The following is an 18059-nucleotide window of genomic DNA, read 5'->3' as shown; positions in this document are numbered from 1 at the left end:
ATAATTCCGGTGTATCCTTTAAATAGTTTTTTAATTACCTACAATTATTTCTTAGGCATCTTAGTATGTAATTCAGCTGCTTTCTTCTGAATATTCTCTTTCAGAGAAATGGACTTTATAGTAGTCTCCGGCATCAGCGGCAATAATCCATCCTTTGTCCAAGGCAAACTAGTACGCATAAAGCGATTTCCTTTATGAGATGCAACCTTTTCAGCTCCAACAGTTGTTTGCTCAAGTGCTTTCGCAGTAGGAGCCATCTTCTTTTCCGGTTCTGTCCAACCTCTTGTCAGAGTGATTGGTGACGTAATCTTTGAAATGAAAACAGGTTGATTAACAAATGAATAGTAAGCTGGAGAAGGATAGCACATCACATCGTCAGCTTCAACACCTCCGATTGTGATCGTATTCTTATCAGAAGAAACCGTTATTGGGAAATGTCCCAAAGGAGCATTATCATAAACAGCAGAGTTATATCCCACGAACAATACTTCGTAATTTTTCCATGCAGAAACAGGAGCAACACAACTCTGGTCGGCTGTCAGCTCAAGTTTATCTTTACCGTTCTCATCCTTACTGATTTCCAGGAATAACTTCGGACCATAATCGTAGAATAGCTCTTCAGTGTCATAAGCCGAATAATCGAGATTACAGAATAAGTCCCAAGCACTCATATATTCATGTGCAGCATCAAATCTCAAACCAACCAAACGGTTCTGTCCTCTGTATTTCCCAGCATAGCGTGTAGCTTCCGATTTATACTCATCAAAGAGTTCTGCTACTTTGGTTTTTGCATAAGCTTCAGCAGTAGCCTCATCCTGACCATTCTTTATGGCACTTTCCTTGAAATAACTGAAAAGTGCATCATAATCTTTCGAGTCCATTGCACTCACAAAAGAAGGTCCCTGTTCGGGTCCGCCAGCAATAGTGACCTTAAATGAGACTTTTTGGTCATACGTTCCGGTATAATCTTGCCATTGGGCTTGACATGTCGCAGTCCAATCCCCTTTCAAATCATCGAAAAGTGGAGAATCCACGCGTTCTTTATCCGGTTCAGGCAAAGAAGTAGACTTCCCTTCATACACCGCCATTTTTTCATCTTCATTAAAGGAAGCCACCATTAGCATTGACTCTGTATGCTCCCAGGAAGTAAAGCCGATGTCATAACCATCATTACTATTAATTGCATTCATGATTTCGGCCTCTGTAACATAATTACCATATGATTGCATCAGTTGCTCTTTAGTGGTACCCGAGTTCAACATAGGAGTCCACTCTTTCATATAATTCATCAGATATCTGATATATGAACAATTTTTATCCGGAGCTTTGATGTTAAACCATACCATCCAGGGATTCTTATCCGGGTCTTCTTTAGCAGTAATCTCCAGTTTTGCTTCCGGCTTCGTAGATTCAAACGGGGTGAAATCTATAATCTGAATACTTTGTACACTATAATCTTCACTGTATGTACCTACAACAATCAGTTTATATGTTTTCCCCTTTTCAAAAGGAAGATAAGCTGGATTGGTAGACATAACCTGAGAGCCTGTATACATTTCATTATTAGTAAGTTCAAAAGTAGGTATACCTCTTTCACCACATATCGTAACATAATAATCATAATCTTCCTTTGTCATTGCATCTACAACATAGGTGACAACGTTTTCATCCGGAGTAATCGTGAAAGTAGCCGAACGTTCCGTTATTTTTGTTTTTTCAACGGTAATCTTACTTTCAACCAATGTTGAACCACCATAGACATATTGCTTTGCATACTTACCATTAAACGTAACTGCCGCGTCAGAGCACTCTTCCGTATAGCCATCTGTCATCGGAGCAGTAGCCGACCGGGTAGTTTTCATCGGTCCCCAATCATCTCCGCCATCACCATAATCATATTCACACAATACATTGCCATCTGCATCACATTCTGCAACCAATATCACATAAGGATAGCCAGGTAACACCTGAATAGGAAAATCTTTATCAGGTACCGGATTTTCCTCCAAATATTCACCATCAACCAAGTTTATAGTCTTAGCACCTTTATACAATTGTCCATATGACACATAATCACCATCAGTCATTCCAAATTGATCTTTTTGTGCCTGATACATATCACGAGCTCCAAAAGATAACTTATAGTAAGTATTTTCCGGCATCTCAATATGTATTTTTATACTATAAGGTTTTGTATCTATAACTGTTATAAGGCGTGTATAAGCAGGCGTAGTAATCGTCTGCGACTTTACAATATACTCCGCACCCTTTTTCAATGCAAAAAATACAGTATAAGTTTTATTCCCCTCCAAGCCATATACCGTAACCTCATTATCACCATCTTCCACAGAAATGACCATATTATTTTCCTGTGCTTCAGCATAAATCACTTCTCCTGCGGGAGCAGTAGCATCAGCACCTTCCACTACCTGATAGGCAAAAGACTCCACCCCTCGAGTAGCCAGTTTAAACGTAGCAGAAGTTGCATATACTTCGCTCGTTTCATCCGTACTTGTTTGTGTTATAACAACACTTTCAGTTTCATCATCGTCGTCAGAACAACTCCACATTCCCCCAGCCAATACAAATGTACTTAGCAGGAATAGACATCGATACAATTTTCTCATAAATCAAACAAATTAAATTAATAAATACACGAATCAGCAATCCATTATATTTTCCAATTCGCCAAAACAAGACCTCTATACGTAATCAATTATTCTTTTCATAAATTGTCCTGGGAATCATAAATATACAGTCCATAGTTGAGACATAACAGATACTAGCAGCCTCATAATTTCTACATTTCAGAATTTACAACCAGCAATTGTATCTTTCAAATAGAAGAGTGAAAATGATATTCTTTCTCCTTTCGAACATCTTCAAAAGGGAGGAACAGGTGATAGCATAAAATTATCATTAAAAGCGGCATCATTATAGAGAGTTGATACTCTGATAGTACCCTCTAACTTTGAATTATTGCAAAAGCAGCATACAATAAATACAATGCAATAATTCACCAATGAAAGCGTTTTTTTTGCATTTGGCATATTCGTTATTTTATAATGTGAATAAGCTATTAAACATATCCTTCCAATTAGTCACATCAAAACATTTTATACAACTTCTTACTTACATTTATTTTGTAAATAAAAACAGTATCTCAGTGCTAGAAATAGCTAGTTCAAGAAGAACGTTTTTAAAACGCTTTTTATCTTACCGATATACTCTGCAGAGGCGATATTTTGATAAGTCATAAAAGGGGTAGAAAGAAAGTGTGCCAATATAACATATAAAAGATAATTTCATTCAATAATAGCGATTTGTATGCTCCTGAATCAGATTAGACTCAAACCTAAGAATAAATAGGTAGAAAACCAGATATGGAAATAAATGAATTATATAATGAAGTCACTTTATTATAAGCATTGACTACATTGCAAGTAATACTCTCTATTTGATAGCATTAATAGTACTAAACTCACTTGTTTGATTACATTCTTCCAAAGTTCATTTTTGTCACGTTAAAAAGAGTATAAATGTATTGTTTTTACAAAAAAACGCATATCTTTGTAACCGTAAGCTAAATGAAACTTAAAAAAGCTCATTTATCAGTTACAAGCGATAAGGTGGCTTATTTTCTTTGTATATATGCACATATATATACATTTAATATAAAAAAGAAAACAAAAAGCGCCAAGTTCTTCTTGAACTTGGTAAATCTATTTCACTTTCAAAAATCATCTAGTATTTCCACAAAAGCACCAATATTCTATAGAACTCATTTTTAAATATTTCTTCTATTTACTATAGAATACAAAGATCTTTATAAGAAGACAACTAACCAATACATAGCCAGTTGCCTTCAATAAATAATACATCAATATTTTCATCAGAGAGCAATGAGAGTGTATTGGCTCAGTTCATCTAAAGAAATATCGATAGATGGAAGAGTGTAAACTGCATTCCTAATAACAAAAACACCATAATTTTTAAAACTCATTCATCGGTGTATTATACTATAATTCATCCTTAAAAGTTGCAGTCAGATATTTTTCCATTATTTCCGCCTTGATATTACTGCTGTACTACATTTCATAGACATTTTGATCTATTGCAACATTTAGTTCTCCAAATACACCTTGCGTATTATTGGTTACTGTTGAACTAAAAATCTCAGTCATCTTTCTTTTATGTCCAATAGTAAATAAACCAAGATTTATAGAAAATCCACCATTCACTTTCTTGGAAACTTGTGACTTTTCCAGATATCTGTCAAAGGAAGCGAAGGAGAATGAATTCATGACGTTATGCCCTGAATGAACGTCCCAAATAATCGCAAAAAGCACGAGAAATAGTAGTTTTACTTTCATAACACCTCAATTTAAGTTTAACAATATGTGAGTTTCAAAAAATGCGAGTGTTAAGTATCAAAGTTGCGTTTGTATTATAAATGCAAATATATACATTTTTCTTGCAATTTAAACAAAACAACGTTTTATTATTGTAACACAGAGATATAAAAGAGTTAGAATCAGCTATAACCCATAAAAAAAGAGGAAGCCTATCACAAAAGCTTCCTCTCCTTATATTTCTTAGCTATAGATTATTCTCCACCGCCACCGCCTTGAGTACCGCCGCCACCTTTCACATCATCGTTACTGATAGAACGGGCAGCTTTCTTCACACTGGCCTTCAATTCACCAATACGATAGCTGATACTCATACCAAACGAGCGGTTGGGATAACGGCTCTTGCTGGTAGAATAGAAATTGTCTCCAAAAGTTGTATTATTGAAGTTCATATATTTGGAGAACAGGTTCGAGCCATAGACGCTCACCGTCAATCGATCCTTGAGGAACGAACGGTTCACGCTCAAGCTATAATAAGAATAGCCGCTACCCTTTCCTTGCAGAGAGATGTAAGGTGTGCTTCCACCTGCATTCAAACTAGCGCGCAACTTCCACGGGAAAGTATGCTGGATACCACCATACATAGAACCTTGCCAACCGTAGTTGTGTAAGTTCCGCGACGGACTTTTGAGATCTGAATAACCACCACGTCCATTGATATAAATACGCGTTTTGGGTGATGCATTCCAATTAAGATATAAGCTCATATTGGTATTACGACTCTTACCTATATTCTCATATGTACTGTAAAGAGCACCTTCGGGAGCAAAATGCTCCTGGTCTGGTCCAAAGTATTCACCACCTTCACCTATCAGACGACTTACATTCTCAATTCCATTGTTATTGAACGAATGACGTAGCGATACATTTACATTAAACTTGGCTGTAAAACTACTATAACTTAAATTGAACGCATGACTTTTCTCACTTTTCAATTCTGAATTACCCTGACTAATAAACATCGGGTTACGATCGTCAAAGTAAGGATTCAAATACCAAATACCAGGACGATAGATTCGCATGTCATATCCTCCACGCAATGTCTGCGTCGGTCCAAGTTTAATGCCCATAGATACGGAAGGCACTACATCATTATAGTCTACCTTGAAATCTTCACCCGCACCGACTATGTAGCGCACATCCTGTGCCGTGTGTTCAAAGCGTACACCGGGTTTGAAGGTAAAGTCTTTGTAACGTAGCGTATAACCCAAATAGGCCGCAAGGATGTCGTTCAGGTGTTTGTAGTTACTGCTACGGTCCTCGTTATACACATAGTTACCATTACCGTCACTACTCTTGTCTTCCTCAAAGTTGTTTTCACTTGTGTTATTACGGATGATATACTTCACACCCGTCTCTATAGTATGTAACTTGCCGATGGGTGTCGTATAATCCACCTGGAAAGTATGCTCTGTAGTATTGGTCTTGCCAAAGGTGTGCGAATTGTAAAGTTGGAAAGCTTCAGGCACCTGATAGCGATCCAGATAACGGTTGTAATTGTCACTCTCCTGTGGCTGGGTGTTGATTTTGTAAGACAAAGTGAGCATACGGTTCTTGTTCTTTTTTGAAGTACGCTGGTAATCGATGTTACCGCGGATAGAATACCACGAACCATCACCTTCCGTTAAGGTACGATAACTATACGCCTTTGCATCACGTGCTTCATTCCACATATCGGTGTTCCCCTTCGATTCATTGTCATTTCCGCCGCCATACATGCCCACAGACATGGTAATGAGCCTCAGGGTATCTATCTCATAACTGGCTTCCACATTGCCGTGTTGGAATTGTCCGCTATAATCCGACTCGTTGGTAGACTCCAAATACTTTTGGTCGGTAGAATTGTAATCTTCCCGGTAGCTGTCCGAATAACTGGTAGGCTGGTTATTGTAGCTGTAATTATAGTTGCCTGTCAGCGTCAGCTTACCTTGCTTGATCGTAGCGTAAGCACCGCCTCCCAGTCCCATATTGCTGGCCCGGCCGCTAAAAGTAGCGGTATATCCTTCGAATCCGCTGCCAACGGTTACAATGTTGAGAATTCCCCCCACTCCTTCTGCATCGTACTTTGCTCCCGGCGAAGTGATAACCTCAATGTATTTGATGGTATTGGCAGGCATACTCTTCAACACTTCCTTGGGATTATTGCTCATCATATTGTTGGGCTTGCCGTTGACGTGTATCTTGAAGCTACTGCTACCGTTTACCTGAATATTGTCTTCACCGTCTACCGTCACCAGAGGCACTTTCCGCAGCATCTCTATCACAGAATTGGTTTTTGAGTCAGGGTCATCTTCGATGTTATATTCTATCTTGTCCACATCCACCTTCACCAAAGGCTTTTGGGCAACAACTTCCACCTGTCCCAATTCATTGGAAGCATCCGTAACATACAATGTTCCGAAGTCAACGATCTTCTCGCCCGCTTTCACTGTGAAATCTTTCACAATCGTGTTTCTACCAATGGAAGAAATCGTCATCACAAAATTACCTGTTCCAGGCACTTTCTCCTGAAACTTACCTTTCATGTCCGTAACCAGCATTTTCAAAGCATTCGCAGGAGCTTCTTTTTTTACGATTTTGATTGTGGCGTAAGGTTCTCCCTCCTGCGTCAGCGAGTCGAGCAAGACTCCTTTAATCTGGAACGTAGGTGCCGCATTCTGTGCCGCTACCAATGAGGATACCACCAGCATAATGAGCAGCAAAGAGCATTTAATTTTCATTTCTGTTTTTGTTTGTTTGATGAATATTTAGTTGACTGTTTTTGTATTAGACGTATAATGTAGTCATTTTGTCACATGGATGCAGCAAAAATAGGCTCTTTTTCTTTATCTACGAGAATTTCGGAGTTAAAAAAGCACAAAGAAAAGGGGATAATAGAGAATATTTGTAAGTATCCTAATAAAATCTATAGCAAATAGAAGAAAAGAAGCAAACAGACATTGATTGCAATCACACCACCAAACCCACGCAATACCCACCGGCGCAACGGGCTCTTCCCACCTGCAAAAAACAACGCATAGCACATATTTACAGCAATATTGCTCACAATAGCCTGCATACAGCAAGCCGTCACCACCATAACAGCAACTCCCGAACCTTGCAATAAATTCAAAATAAACGGAGTAATATCACTCAGCCCGGCAATAAACGACAGCACATTCAATCCACCAGTACCCGTATAAAGTAAAGTGTAATGCGTCACAATAGTGAATATCACAAACAGAACGGCAAAAATAAGTGCAACCTTAAATTCCAACGGGTTGCTGCTATCTTCTTCTTCAGCCTCTTCATCTGTTGCCGGAACTTGTTTACGCTTCCGATGCAGATACCAAGCTACTCCGGCCGTCACTAAAGACATAATAAGCAAATATGGATAGATAGCCGCAAGAATTTCCTTACTGAATATACCTATTAATATAAGGAAACGGAGAAACATCATACTTACAGCCAGCAACATGGCTGCTGCATATTCCGGCGCTTCCTGCGCAGGCGCCTTACGGCTCTTGCGTGCCAGCACGGAAATGGTTGCCGTGCTACTATATAAACCACCGATGATACCGGATACCAGAATACCGGATTCATGGAAAACATACCGCCTCAGCAAGTAAGACAAATAAGAGATGCCGGATACCACCACCGTAGCCAGCCAGACGGTATAAGGAGTGAGATTTATATCCGGTATCAGGTTTTCGTTGGGCAGCATGGGTAAGATAATACCACTGATGGCAAGGAACTTGGCTAGAGTGATCATTTCGTCATTCTTCATACGCTGCGCAAGTTCTGTAAAAGTATGCTTCAATTCTGTAAAAAGCAATACCGTCACCACCACCATCACATAAAACCAAGAGGGCTGCGTGTCTACAATAGGGGCAATGCAATAAGTAATCAGTGCAATAATAATGGTAGTAACTCCGAATACATGGAATTGAGATTGCTTGACGTAATAATTCAGTCCGAGCAACAGACCTAATATCGCTCCTCCACCCATAAACAAGCGATACTCCACCGGATCGAGAATATAAAGCAAATAACCCAGAATACCTATAAAAGTGAACGTACGGTCCGTACCGAACAAGGTCGTTTCACCTTCACGCTTCAAACTGATTTTCCGCTGTGAAAGACCTATCAATAAAGAGAATAAGGTTACCAGTACAAAAGTTACCAATTCTCTCGGCAGATATTCATAAAGTTTCTCCATTTCCTGCTCTAAATATATCTAATTAGCAGCCGGTTGCAAAGAGTTAACTTTCTGTTGACAAGAACTTAACTTCTTGCGGACAAGGCATTAACTTCCTGTCGACAGGCTGTTACACTTCACCAGGTCGTATAGGGACACTTCCTCAATTGTGAGTTATAGTAACGAATATCACCCGTCACCTCCTCACCTATGAAGTCCGGTTTCTCGAAAGCCTCGTCTTCCGAAGCCAATTCTACTTCAGCAACTACCAGCCCTTCGTTCTCACCGTAGAACTCATCCACCTCAAACGTATGCCGCCCGCTCCGTACCAGATAACGGGTCTTATCTATAACTCCCGGTTCACAGAGCTTCATCAGCTCCTCCGCTTCATTCAGTGGAATTTCTTTTTCCCACTCATAACGGCTGAGGCCTGAGGCATCGGAAGCACCTTTTATCGTAAGGTATCCCTTTCCGCTACGGATACGTACCCGTACGGTTCGGCCCCTTGCGCTACTGATATAACCTTGCACAATACGGCTTTGTTCATACGCCCTCGATTTATAATCCCCCGTCACGAGGAATTTCCGTTCTATTTCTTGTGACATCTATTTCTTATTTCCCCAAGAAAGAGTATCCTATCAGCATTACCAGCACCAATATCAATGCAGATACACCAATAATCAACAACACTTTCTTAGCTTGTTCTTCTTCTTTACGGCTATGCATAACCTTTTTCTTATTCTTTCCCATAATGTGCTTTTAGTATTAAAGTTCAACTGATAACAAAGTAACATGAAATTCGGGAAGTTTCCAAAATAAAAGAGAAAATTTATTCATATCAACTTAATATCTTCTCCCTACCTATCAAATATGATTCACTTAAAAAAAGAATGGGTATCACCTTTCCTTCATCAGGTGATACCCATTTACTGTATAGCAGAGTTTTGATTTATTCTCCTTGTCCTGCAAACTCCATCAGATACGCCTTGATGAAACCGTCTATCTTGCCATCCATCACTCCATTGACATCCGAAGTCTGGAAGTTAGTACGGTGGTCTTTTACACGACGGTCGTCGAATACGTAGCTTCGTATCTGAGAGCCCCATTCGATTTTCTTCTTACCGGCTTCCACCTTAGCCTGTTCAGCCATGCGGTGCTGAAGTTCTTTATCATACAGGATAGAACGCAGCTGACGCATTGCATTTTCACGGTTCTTGGGCTGGTCGCGGGTTTCCGTATTTTCAATCAGGATTTCTTCTTCCTCGCCCGTATACGGGTCTTTGAATTGATAGCGCAGACGAACACCAGACTCCACCTTGTTCACATTCTGACCGCCGGCACCACTGGAACGGAAAGTATCCCAAGAAATATTGGCAACATTAATGTTCACCTCGATAGTATCATCTACCAGTGGAGTGACAAAGACCGAAGCGAAAGAGGTCATACGCTTACCTTGCGCATTGTAAGGAGATACACGTACCAGACGATGCACACCGTTTTCTCCTTTCAGGTATCCATAAGCATAATCACCCGAAATTTCGATGGTGCAAGTTTTAATACCTGCTTCATCACCTTCCTGCAAGTTGGATATCACAGCTTTATAACCATTGGTTTCAGCGTAACGCAGATACATACGCATCAGCATGCTTGCCCAGTCCTGGCTTTCCGTACCACCTGCACCGGAGTTGATTTTCAACACACAGTCCATCTGGTCGGCTTCATCACGAAGCATATTTTTCAATTCAAGCTCATCAATAGCAGTGGAAGCCTTGGCATAAGCCTCGTCTATTTCTTCCTCCGTAACAAGTTCGTCTTTGTAGAAGTCGAAAGCCAGTTGCAACTCTTCCGATAATGTCTTTATTTCATTATAACCGGCTATCCATTGTTGCAAACCTTTCACCTTTTTCATCTGCGCTTCGGCAGCCTTCTGGTCATCCCAAAAACCGGGAGCCTGGGTACGCAACTGTTCTTCTTCTACCTGGATTTTCTTTCCTTCTATATCCAAATAGCGATAGAGGGCTTCGGTGCGCTCCTTTACGTCTTTCAGCTGTTCTATGGTAATCATAATCTATGAAAATAAACCTTCTAGTTAAAATATTTACTTTTTGCGTGCAAAGGTATGAAAAAAACGCATATTTTTGCAGTTATCAATCTAATAAGTCAGCTTATGAACAAACTATTCCGACAAATTGGTTTAATGCTTATCCTACTGGTAGCGATAAGTTTAGGAAGTTGTACTTCAAAGTACAGTTATGAAACAGTTCCCAACGATCCGCTGAAAGCGCGTATCTACACTCTGGATAATGGTCTGAAAGTTTACATGACCGTCAACAAGGAAACACCGCGCATACAGACGTACATTGCCGTACGTGTAGGTGGAAAGAACGACCCTGCAGAAACAACCGGGTTAGCTCACTACTTTGAGCACCTGATGTTCAAAGGTACCACAAACTTCGGTACCCAAAACTACGAGATTGAGAAACCTTTGCTCGACCAGATCGAAGCACAGTTTGAAATCTATCGTAAGACTACCGACAGTCTTGAGCGTAAAGCTATTTATGCAAAAATAGACAGTATCTCTTACGAAGCTTCCAAGTATGCCATTCCTAACGAATACGACAAGCTGATGGCTGCCATCGGTGCCAACGGAACGAATGCCTATACCAGCTTCGACGTAACTTGCTATACAGAAGATATCCCCAGCAACCAGATTGACAACTGGGCCAAAATCCAGGCAGAACGTTTTGAAAATTGCGTAATCCGTGGTTTCCATACTGAGCTGGAAACAGTTTATGAGGAAAAGAACATGTCACTGACCCGCGACCCGCGTAAGGTATACGAGGCTGTACTTTCTTCTCTTTTCCCACACCATCCTTACGGCACACAGACCGTACTTGGTACACAAGAAGACCTGAAGAATCCTTCTATCACCAATATCAAGGAATATTATAAGAAATGGTATGTGCCCAACAACATGGCTATCTGTCTTTCAGGTGATTTCGATCCCGATCAGATGATTGCAACCATTGATAAGTATTTCGGTGGTTTGAAACCGAATCCTGATCTGCCGAAACTGGATTTACCGAAGGAAACTCCAATTACAGCACCTGTTGTACGTGAAATTTTAGGTCCGGATGCTGAAAGCGTTGCCTTGGCATGGCGTTTTCCCGGAGCAGCAGACAAAGACGTAGAAACCTTACAAGTGGTTTCCCAAATACTTTATAACGGACAGGCCGGTTTGATAGACCTGGATCTGACACAACAGCAAAAGACCCTGAGCGCTTATTGTTATCCGATGACTATGAGCGACTACAGTGCATTCATGATGCAGGGACGCCCCAAACAAGGGCAGACATTGGACGAAGTCAAAGACCTCTTATTGGGCGAATTGAAGAAACTCCGCGAGGGTGACTTTGACGAAAAGATGCTGGAAGCCAACATCAACAACTTCAAGCTGTATCAGATGCAACAGTTAGAAAACAATGATGCACGTGCAGATATGTTCGTTGAATCATTCGTAAACGGTAGCGACTGGGCGGATGAAGTGACTGCTCTCGACCGCATGTCTAAACTGACAAAAGATGACATCGTAGCTTTTGCCAACAAATACTTGAAAGATGATAACTATGCCGTTATCTACAAGAAGCAAGGCAAAGACCCGAATGAGAAGAAGATGTCGAAGCCTGAAATCACTCCTATCGTGATGAACCGCGATACAGTCAGCACTTTCCTGAAAGAAATTCAGGCAAGCGTAGTGACTCCTATTGAACCGGTATTCCTGGATTATTCCAAAGACCTCACCCAGTTGAAGGCTAAATCGGATATTCCTGTACTCTACAAACAAAATACAACGAATGACATCTTCCAGTTGATTTACCTTTTTGATATGGGTAACAACAATGACAAGGCATTGGGTACTGCTGCTCAATATCTGGAATACCTCGGCACAGCCGACATGACTCCGGAAGAAGTAAAAAGCGAATTCTACCGCCTTGCTTGTTCATTCTTCGTATCTCCGGGTGCAAAACGTACTTATGTAGTGCTCTCCGGCCTCAGCGAGAACATGCCTGCTGCCATGGCTCTCTTCGAAAAACTGATGGCAAATGCCAAAGTTAATCCGGAAGCTTACACCAATATGGCTAATGATATCCTGAAATCACGCAAGGATGCCAAGCTGAATCAGATGCAAAACTTCTCACGCTTGGTGACTTATGCCACTTATGGTCCGAAGTCTCCGTCAACCAACATATTGACCGAAGCTGAACTGACTTCTATGGATCCACAGCAACTTGTAGACCGTATCAAGCAGTTGAACAGCTTCAAACACCGTATTCTTTATTATGGCCCCAATAATCAGGATGAATTACTTGCCATCATCAATAAAGAACATCAGGCTCCGGAAACATTGAACGAAATTCCGGAAGGAAATAACTTCGAACCGTTGCTCACACCGGAAACGAAGATTTTCATTGCTCCGTATGAAGCTAAGCAAATTTACATGTCACAAGTCTCCAATAAGGGAGAGAAATTTGATCCTGCTGCAGAATCAGGCCGTCAATTGTATAACGAATACTTTGGTGGTGGTATGAATTCTATCGTATTCCAGGAAATGCGCGAAAGCCGCGGTCTGGCTTACTCAGCATGGGCCGGTATGCTGAAACCGTCTTACCTGACTGATCCCTACACTCTCCGTACGCAGATTGCTACGCAGAACGATAAGATGATAGATGCAATCAATACATTCAATGATATCATCAATAACATGCCTGAATCAGAAGCTGCTTTTAAACTTGCTAAAGATGGTATGATTGCCCGCATGCGTACTGACCGTACCATCAAGATGGATGTCATCTGGGATTACATCAGTGCTCAATACTTGGGACAGAATGTGGATAGCCGCATCAAACTGTACAATGATGTGCAGAACATGACGTTGCAGGATGTTATCGACTACCAGAACAAGTGGATCAAGGGACGTACATATACTTATTGTATTCTTGGTGACAAGAAAGAATTGGATATGGAAAGTCTGAAGAAGGTAGGTCCGGTGATTGAACTGAAACAGGAAGATATCTTCGGATACTAAAATTTCCGACAAATAAAAGCCAAAAGGGTTGTACATAATGTACAGCCCTTTTTTTGTTAGCAATTTTCCTTGACTTCAATCTATAAATACTCCTTATTACACAAAAAATCCCCCTTCACCGTTGTATGATTCCGTACTTTTGTCCACGTATTCATATTTTATCACATATCAAAGAACATAAGACAACCCATGAAACGTTTATCTATTTTTATTGTGGGAATAATGGTGGCTGTGGTAGCCATGTCCCGCACATTCGACATGAAACAGTTGGGAGCAGATGCCAAAGGTATCAAGTCCTGTACGGAACTGATCAACCGAACCATTGAAAAAGCAGCTTCGGAAGGTGGCGGAACTATTTATTTCCCTGCCGGAACTTACCTTACTGCTACCATTCACATGAAAAGTAACATAACGTTGTACTTGGAATCGGGTGCAGTTTTGCGTTTCTCCGACAAGTTTGAGGATTATCTGCCCTTCGTCACCTTACGTTGGGAAGGTACTGTGATGAAAAGTTTATCACCACTGATTTATGCACACTCAGCAGATAACGTAACCATTTCCGGACGCGGTACACTGGATGGAAACGGATTAAAGTGGTGGCTGTGGGAATTTGATACCCGGAAAGTGATAAAAGAAAACGGCGGCAAACTCCCTGCCTTGGATAAACTGCAGCAGATGTGGGTGGACGCTAATAAAGATCTGGAAATATCCGACTATTACAAACCCTCATTAGAACGCCGTATGTTCCGCCCGCCTTTTATCCAGTTCTACGAATGTACCAACATCCTTATCGAAAATGTAAAGATCATAAACTCTCCTTTCTGGACTATCAATCCGGCATTTTGTGATAACGTGACAATACACGGGGTTACTATCAATAATCCGTCGAGCGATCCCAAAGGCCCCAATACGGATGGCATCAATCCGAGTTCCTGCCGAAATGTACGCATCTCCGATTGTCTTATCAGCGTTGGAGACGATTGTATCACCATCAAATCCAGACGTGATGCTGATGGACGTAAATATGGAAAAGCCTGTGAGAACATTACAATCACCAACTGTATTATGCTTTCCGGGCATGGTGGAGTAGTCATCGGTAGTGAAATGTCAGGTGGAGTAAAAAGAGTGGCAATATCCAATTGTGTATTCGACGGAACTAATGCCGGTATCCGGTTAAAAGCATCCCGCGGGCGCGGCGGTGTAGTAGAAGATATCCGGGTAGATAATATTGTAATGAAGAATATTCAGGGAGATGCCTTTATCTTCGACTTGTTTTATGACCGTTTATCGAAAGTGGAGCCTGTAAGTGAACGTACACCTATCTTCCGCAATATTCATTTGAGTAATGTCACAGGAAATGATATAAAACGAATAGGATATATAAAAGGAATTGAAGAGATGCCTGTATCCGAACTCTCTTTTTCCAATATGAATATAGTAGCCGAACAAGGATTTAAAGCGGAAACAGCAACAGATATACAATTTAACAATGTCAGCTTTACAGTGGACGAAGGACCATCATTCGACTTCAGACAATGCAATGGCATATTCTTAAATGATGTACGTTCAAAGAAGCCGATTGACAATCAGCCGGTAGTAAATATAGAGAAGGATGTGGAGAATGTGAATATCATTCATTGTGACTCCACACAGATCATGAGAAAATAACTTCCAACAGATGATATACAAATTACGCGGATCTTTAAGTGACCCGCGTAATCTGATATTCAAGAAGTACTCTTTATTACTATTTTATGGTAACTAAAGTTCGTCGCAAAGATTCATCCTCCGAACTACCACCTACCATAATATCATAAGTTCCCGAACAGACTCTCACTGTATTGGTTTGTTCATCCCACCACTCCAGTTCCTTATCTTTCAAATCGAACTCTATGTTAGTAGTCTGTCCGGCTGGGATAAATACACGCTTGAAAGCACGTAGTGTTTTTACAGGACCTTCCGCATCACCTTGCTTTTTGAGATAAACCTGAACGACTTCTTCACCGTCGCGTTTTCCCACATTTGTGACCGGAACAGTTAACTTCAAAGTTTGTCCGGCAGTAACCTCGCTCTTATCAAGAACAACTTTATCATAACTGAAAGTAGTGTAACTCAGCCCATATCCGAATGGGAACAACGGGGTATCCTGCATGTATCTATAAGTTCTCCCGGCCATATTATAATCTTCGAAATCAGGAAGCTGAGATACATTTCGATAGAATGTTACCGGTAATCTACCCGCCGGATTATAATCGCCAAACAGCACTTCGGCAACTGCTGTTCCACCTTGTTGTCCCGGATACCAAGCCTGCAGAATGGCTTCACATTTCTTAGTTTCAGGTTCCAATCCGATAGGAGATCCGGAGCAGTTAACCAGGACAATCTTTTTGCCGGCACGGTACAAAGCATCAATCAGTTCACGCTGAACTGCCGGAAGTTCAATATCCGTACGGTCACCTTTCTTAAAGCCAGGCAGGTTGACTCCCATTTCTTCTCCTTCAAGACTGGGAGATATGCCACTTGCAAAAATAACGATATCTGCCTCCTTCACTTGCTCGACGGATTTCTGAATATCGACCTCTCTCTTGAAGCCAAGATCGAAGTTTAACTGAGCATCACTCCGAAGATATTCAAAATCGAGTTCTATATCATAGGATTGACCGGCCTGTACTTTCATGGCATGAGTCGTTTTACGGGCACCATGCTTATTAGAGAAACTTTTCACCTCTTCTCCATTTACACGAAGACGCCCGTTTCCGTAACAGTATACTTCAAGTACGATTTCTCCGGATTGTACAGGAGTAAATACACTATTATAAGTAGCAGAGAAGTCCGTCAGATTTACTCCCGGAGCGAAAACCGTGGCACCCGAAGTGCAGAAACGGAAAGGAGTGGTGACCTGAGTAGTAGTCACAGGACTACCTTCACGCGTCAGATTATTCCAGTAACGGGCAGTAAAACCAGGGCCATCCACCGACTTACATTGGCTGAATGCACTATGAATCAAGGTTCTTTCTACCCACGGGCAACCTTGTTCATAAATCAGTTTATCATCAGCGCCGAGCAAATTCCGCACTCCATCCAGAATAGTTACAGTGTGCGGCGGCATTCCATTGTAATTTCCCCATTGCATGACAGAATCATTGGCATTGGGGCCCATAACAGCTACTGTCAGCCCTCCACGCCTCAACGGCAAAAAGTTATCCTTATTCATCAGTAACGTCATGGACTTACGGGCTATTTTCAATGCCAATGAATCATGGGCAGCAGAAGCGACTACAGAGAAAGGTATTTTTGCCCAAGATACTTTTTCCAAATCATCCATTTCTCCCAGCTCGAAACGGGCTTTCAACAAACGTTTCACGGAAGTATTTACTTTTTCTTCAGAGATCAATCCTTTTTTTACACTTTCCACCAAAGCTTTATAACTGGAACCACATTCCAAATCAGTACCACTCACTACAGCTGCGGCAGAAGCAGACTCAGCATCCGGATGCGTGTGGTGTCCACGGTCATTATAAAAATCGGCAATGGCACCACAATCGGACACAACTATACCATCAAACCCCCATTCATCGCGTAAGATTTGCATTAACAAGCGGTTGCTGCCACAACAAGGTTCACCTTCAAAACGGTTGTAAGCGCACATCACTTCTTTTACTTCTCCTTCTTTCACTAAGGCTTCGAAAGGTGGCAAATATGTTTCATACAAATCGCGAGGTTTGATATTCTCCGCATTAAAAGAATGGCGGTTCCATTCGGGACCGGAGTGTACGGCAAAGTGCTTGGCACAAGCATGCAACTTATCATAGTCTCCGTCTGCAGGGCCCTGCAACCCTTTTACTACCATTACTCCCATCCGGCTTGTAAGATAAGGGTCTTCGCCATAGGTTTCGATACCTCTCCCCCAACGCGGGTCACGATAAATATTGACCGTAGGCGTCCACATAGTTAATCCCTGATAACGCTCACGGCTGCCTTTAGATGAATAATAAGTATTCTTGGCACGCGCCTCATCAGACACGGCAGTGAATACATCATATACCGTTTCGGGGCTAAATGACGCAGCCATACCTATAGGCTGAGGAAAAACGGTAGCTAACCCTGCACGAGCAACCCCATGTAGTGCCTCATTCCACCAATTATACGGTTTTATACCCAATCGTTCCACGGGACGGGAACCATCCATCATGAGTTGTACCTTTTCTTCCAGTGTCAGTTCTTTCACCAACAGGTCTGCACGTTCTTCAGGAGACAATGAGGTGTTTTTGTAAGATACTTGTCCACAACCGGTCAAGACTAAAATAGGCAATAGATAAAAAAGTTTCTGTTTCATACTTTAAAGTTCAATTAATAGAACTTTGCAAAAGTACAAAACAGAAAC

10 protein-coding genes are annotated in these 18059 nt (G+C 41.3%); 2 read left to right on the top strand and 8 right to left on the bottom strand.

Features of this window, described 5'->3' with window-relative positions:
• Positions 1–44 precede the first annotated feature (44 nt).
• The 7 genes from DW182_RS09250 to prfB all read right to left on the bottom strand — a co-directional run bounded on the left by DW182_RS09250 (position 45) and on the right by prfB (position 10654).
• Positions 45–2627 (bottom strand): hypothetical protein, encoded by a 2583-nt coding sequence (locus tag DW182_RS09250; protein WP_118295319.1) that lies wholly within the window; start codon positions 2625–2627, stop codon positions 45–47.
• Positions 2628–4088: 1461 nt separating this feature from the next.
• Entirely contained in the window at positions 4089–4373 is a 285-nt protein-coding gene (locus DW182_RS09245; protein ID WP_118295318.1) for a hypothetical protein, read from the bottom strand.
• Positions 4374–4606: 233 nt separating this feature from the next.
• The gene (locus DW182_RS09240) at positions 4607–7132 is read right to left on the bottom strand and encodes an outer membrane beta-barrel family protein (protein WP_118295317.1); all 2526 of its coding nucleotides are present in this window, start codon (positions 7130–7132) and stop codon (positions 4607–4609) included.
• A gap of 185 nt (positions 7133–7317) precedes the next feature.
• Complete coding sequence (locus tag DW182_RS09235; RefSeq protein ID WP_118295316.1) at positions 7318–8610, bottom strand: DUF4010 domain-containing protein; 1293 nt, start codon at positions 8608–8610, stop codon at positions 7318–7320.
• 116 nt (positions 8611–8726) lie between these two features.
• A complete protein-coding gene (locus tag DW182_RS09230; RefSeq protein WP_007660675.1) occupies positions 8727–9194 on the bottom strand; it encodes a CYTH domain-containing protein in 468 nt (155 codons plus the stop codon).
• 7 nt (positions 9195–9201) lie between these two features.
• Positions 9202–9339 carry a hypothetical protein gene (locus DW182_RS22295; RefSeq protein WP_007660676.1) on the bottom strand — a complete coding sequence of 46 codons (138 nt, stop codon included), beginning with the start codon at positions 9337–9339 and terminating at the stop codon, positions 9202–9204.
• 199 nt (positions 9340–9538) lie between these two features.
• Positions 9539–10654 (bottom strand): peptide chain release factor 2, encoded by a 1116-nt coding sequence (prfB, locus tag DW182_RS09225; RefSeq protein ID WP_007660677.1) that lies wholly within the window; start codon positions 10652–10654, stop codon positions 9539–9541.
• Positions 10655–10756: 102 nt separating this feature from the next.
• On the opposite strand from prfB, the gene DW182_RS09220 reads away from it, so the two are divergent.
• Positions 10757–13675 carry a pitrilysin family protein gene (locus DW182_RS09220; protein ID WP_021968211.1) on the top strand — a complete coding sequence of 973 codons (2919 nt, stop codon included), beginning with the start codon at positions 10757–10759 and terminating at the stop codon, positions 13673–13675.
• 189 nt (positions 13676–13864) lie between these two features.
• On the top strand, positions 13865–15343 hold the full coding sequence (locus tag DW182_RS09215; RefSeq protein WP_118295315.1) for a glycoside hydrolase family 28 protein: 1479 nt from the start codon (positions 13865–13867) through the stop codon (positions 15341–15343).
• 79 nt (positions 15344–15422) lie between these two features.
• Here the strand turns inward: DW182_RS09215 and xyl3A are convergent, their stop codons facing one another.
• Positions 15423–18011: a xylan 1,4-beta-xylosidase gene (xyl3A, locus tag DW182_RS09210; RefSeq protein ID WP_118295314.1), complete on the bottom strand. Its 2589-nt coding sequence runs from the start codon at positions 18009–18011 to the stop codon at positions 15423–15425.
• Between the last annotated feature and the right edge of the window lie 48 nt (positions 18012–18059).

Origin of the sequence: Bacteroides sp. AM16-24 (assembly GCF_003471885.1) — a bacterium.
Classification (GTDB): domain Bacteria; phylum Bacteroidota; class Bacteroidia; order Bacteroidales; family Bacteroidaceae; genus Bacteroides.
The sequence above is the reverse complement of the archived record's forward strand: the minus strand, read 5'-3'. Positions and strand labels throughout refer to the sequence as shown.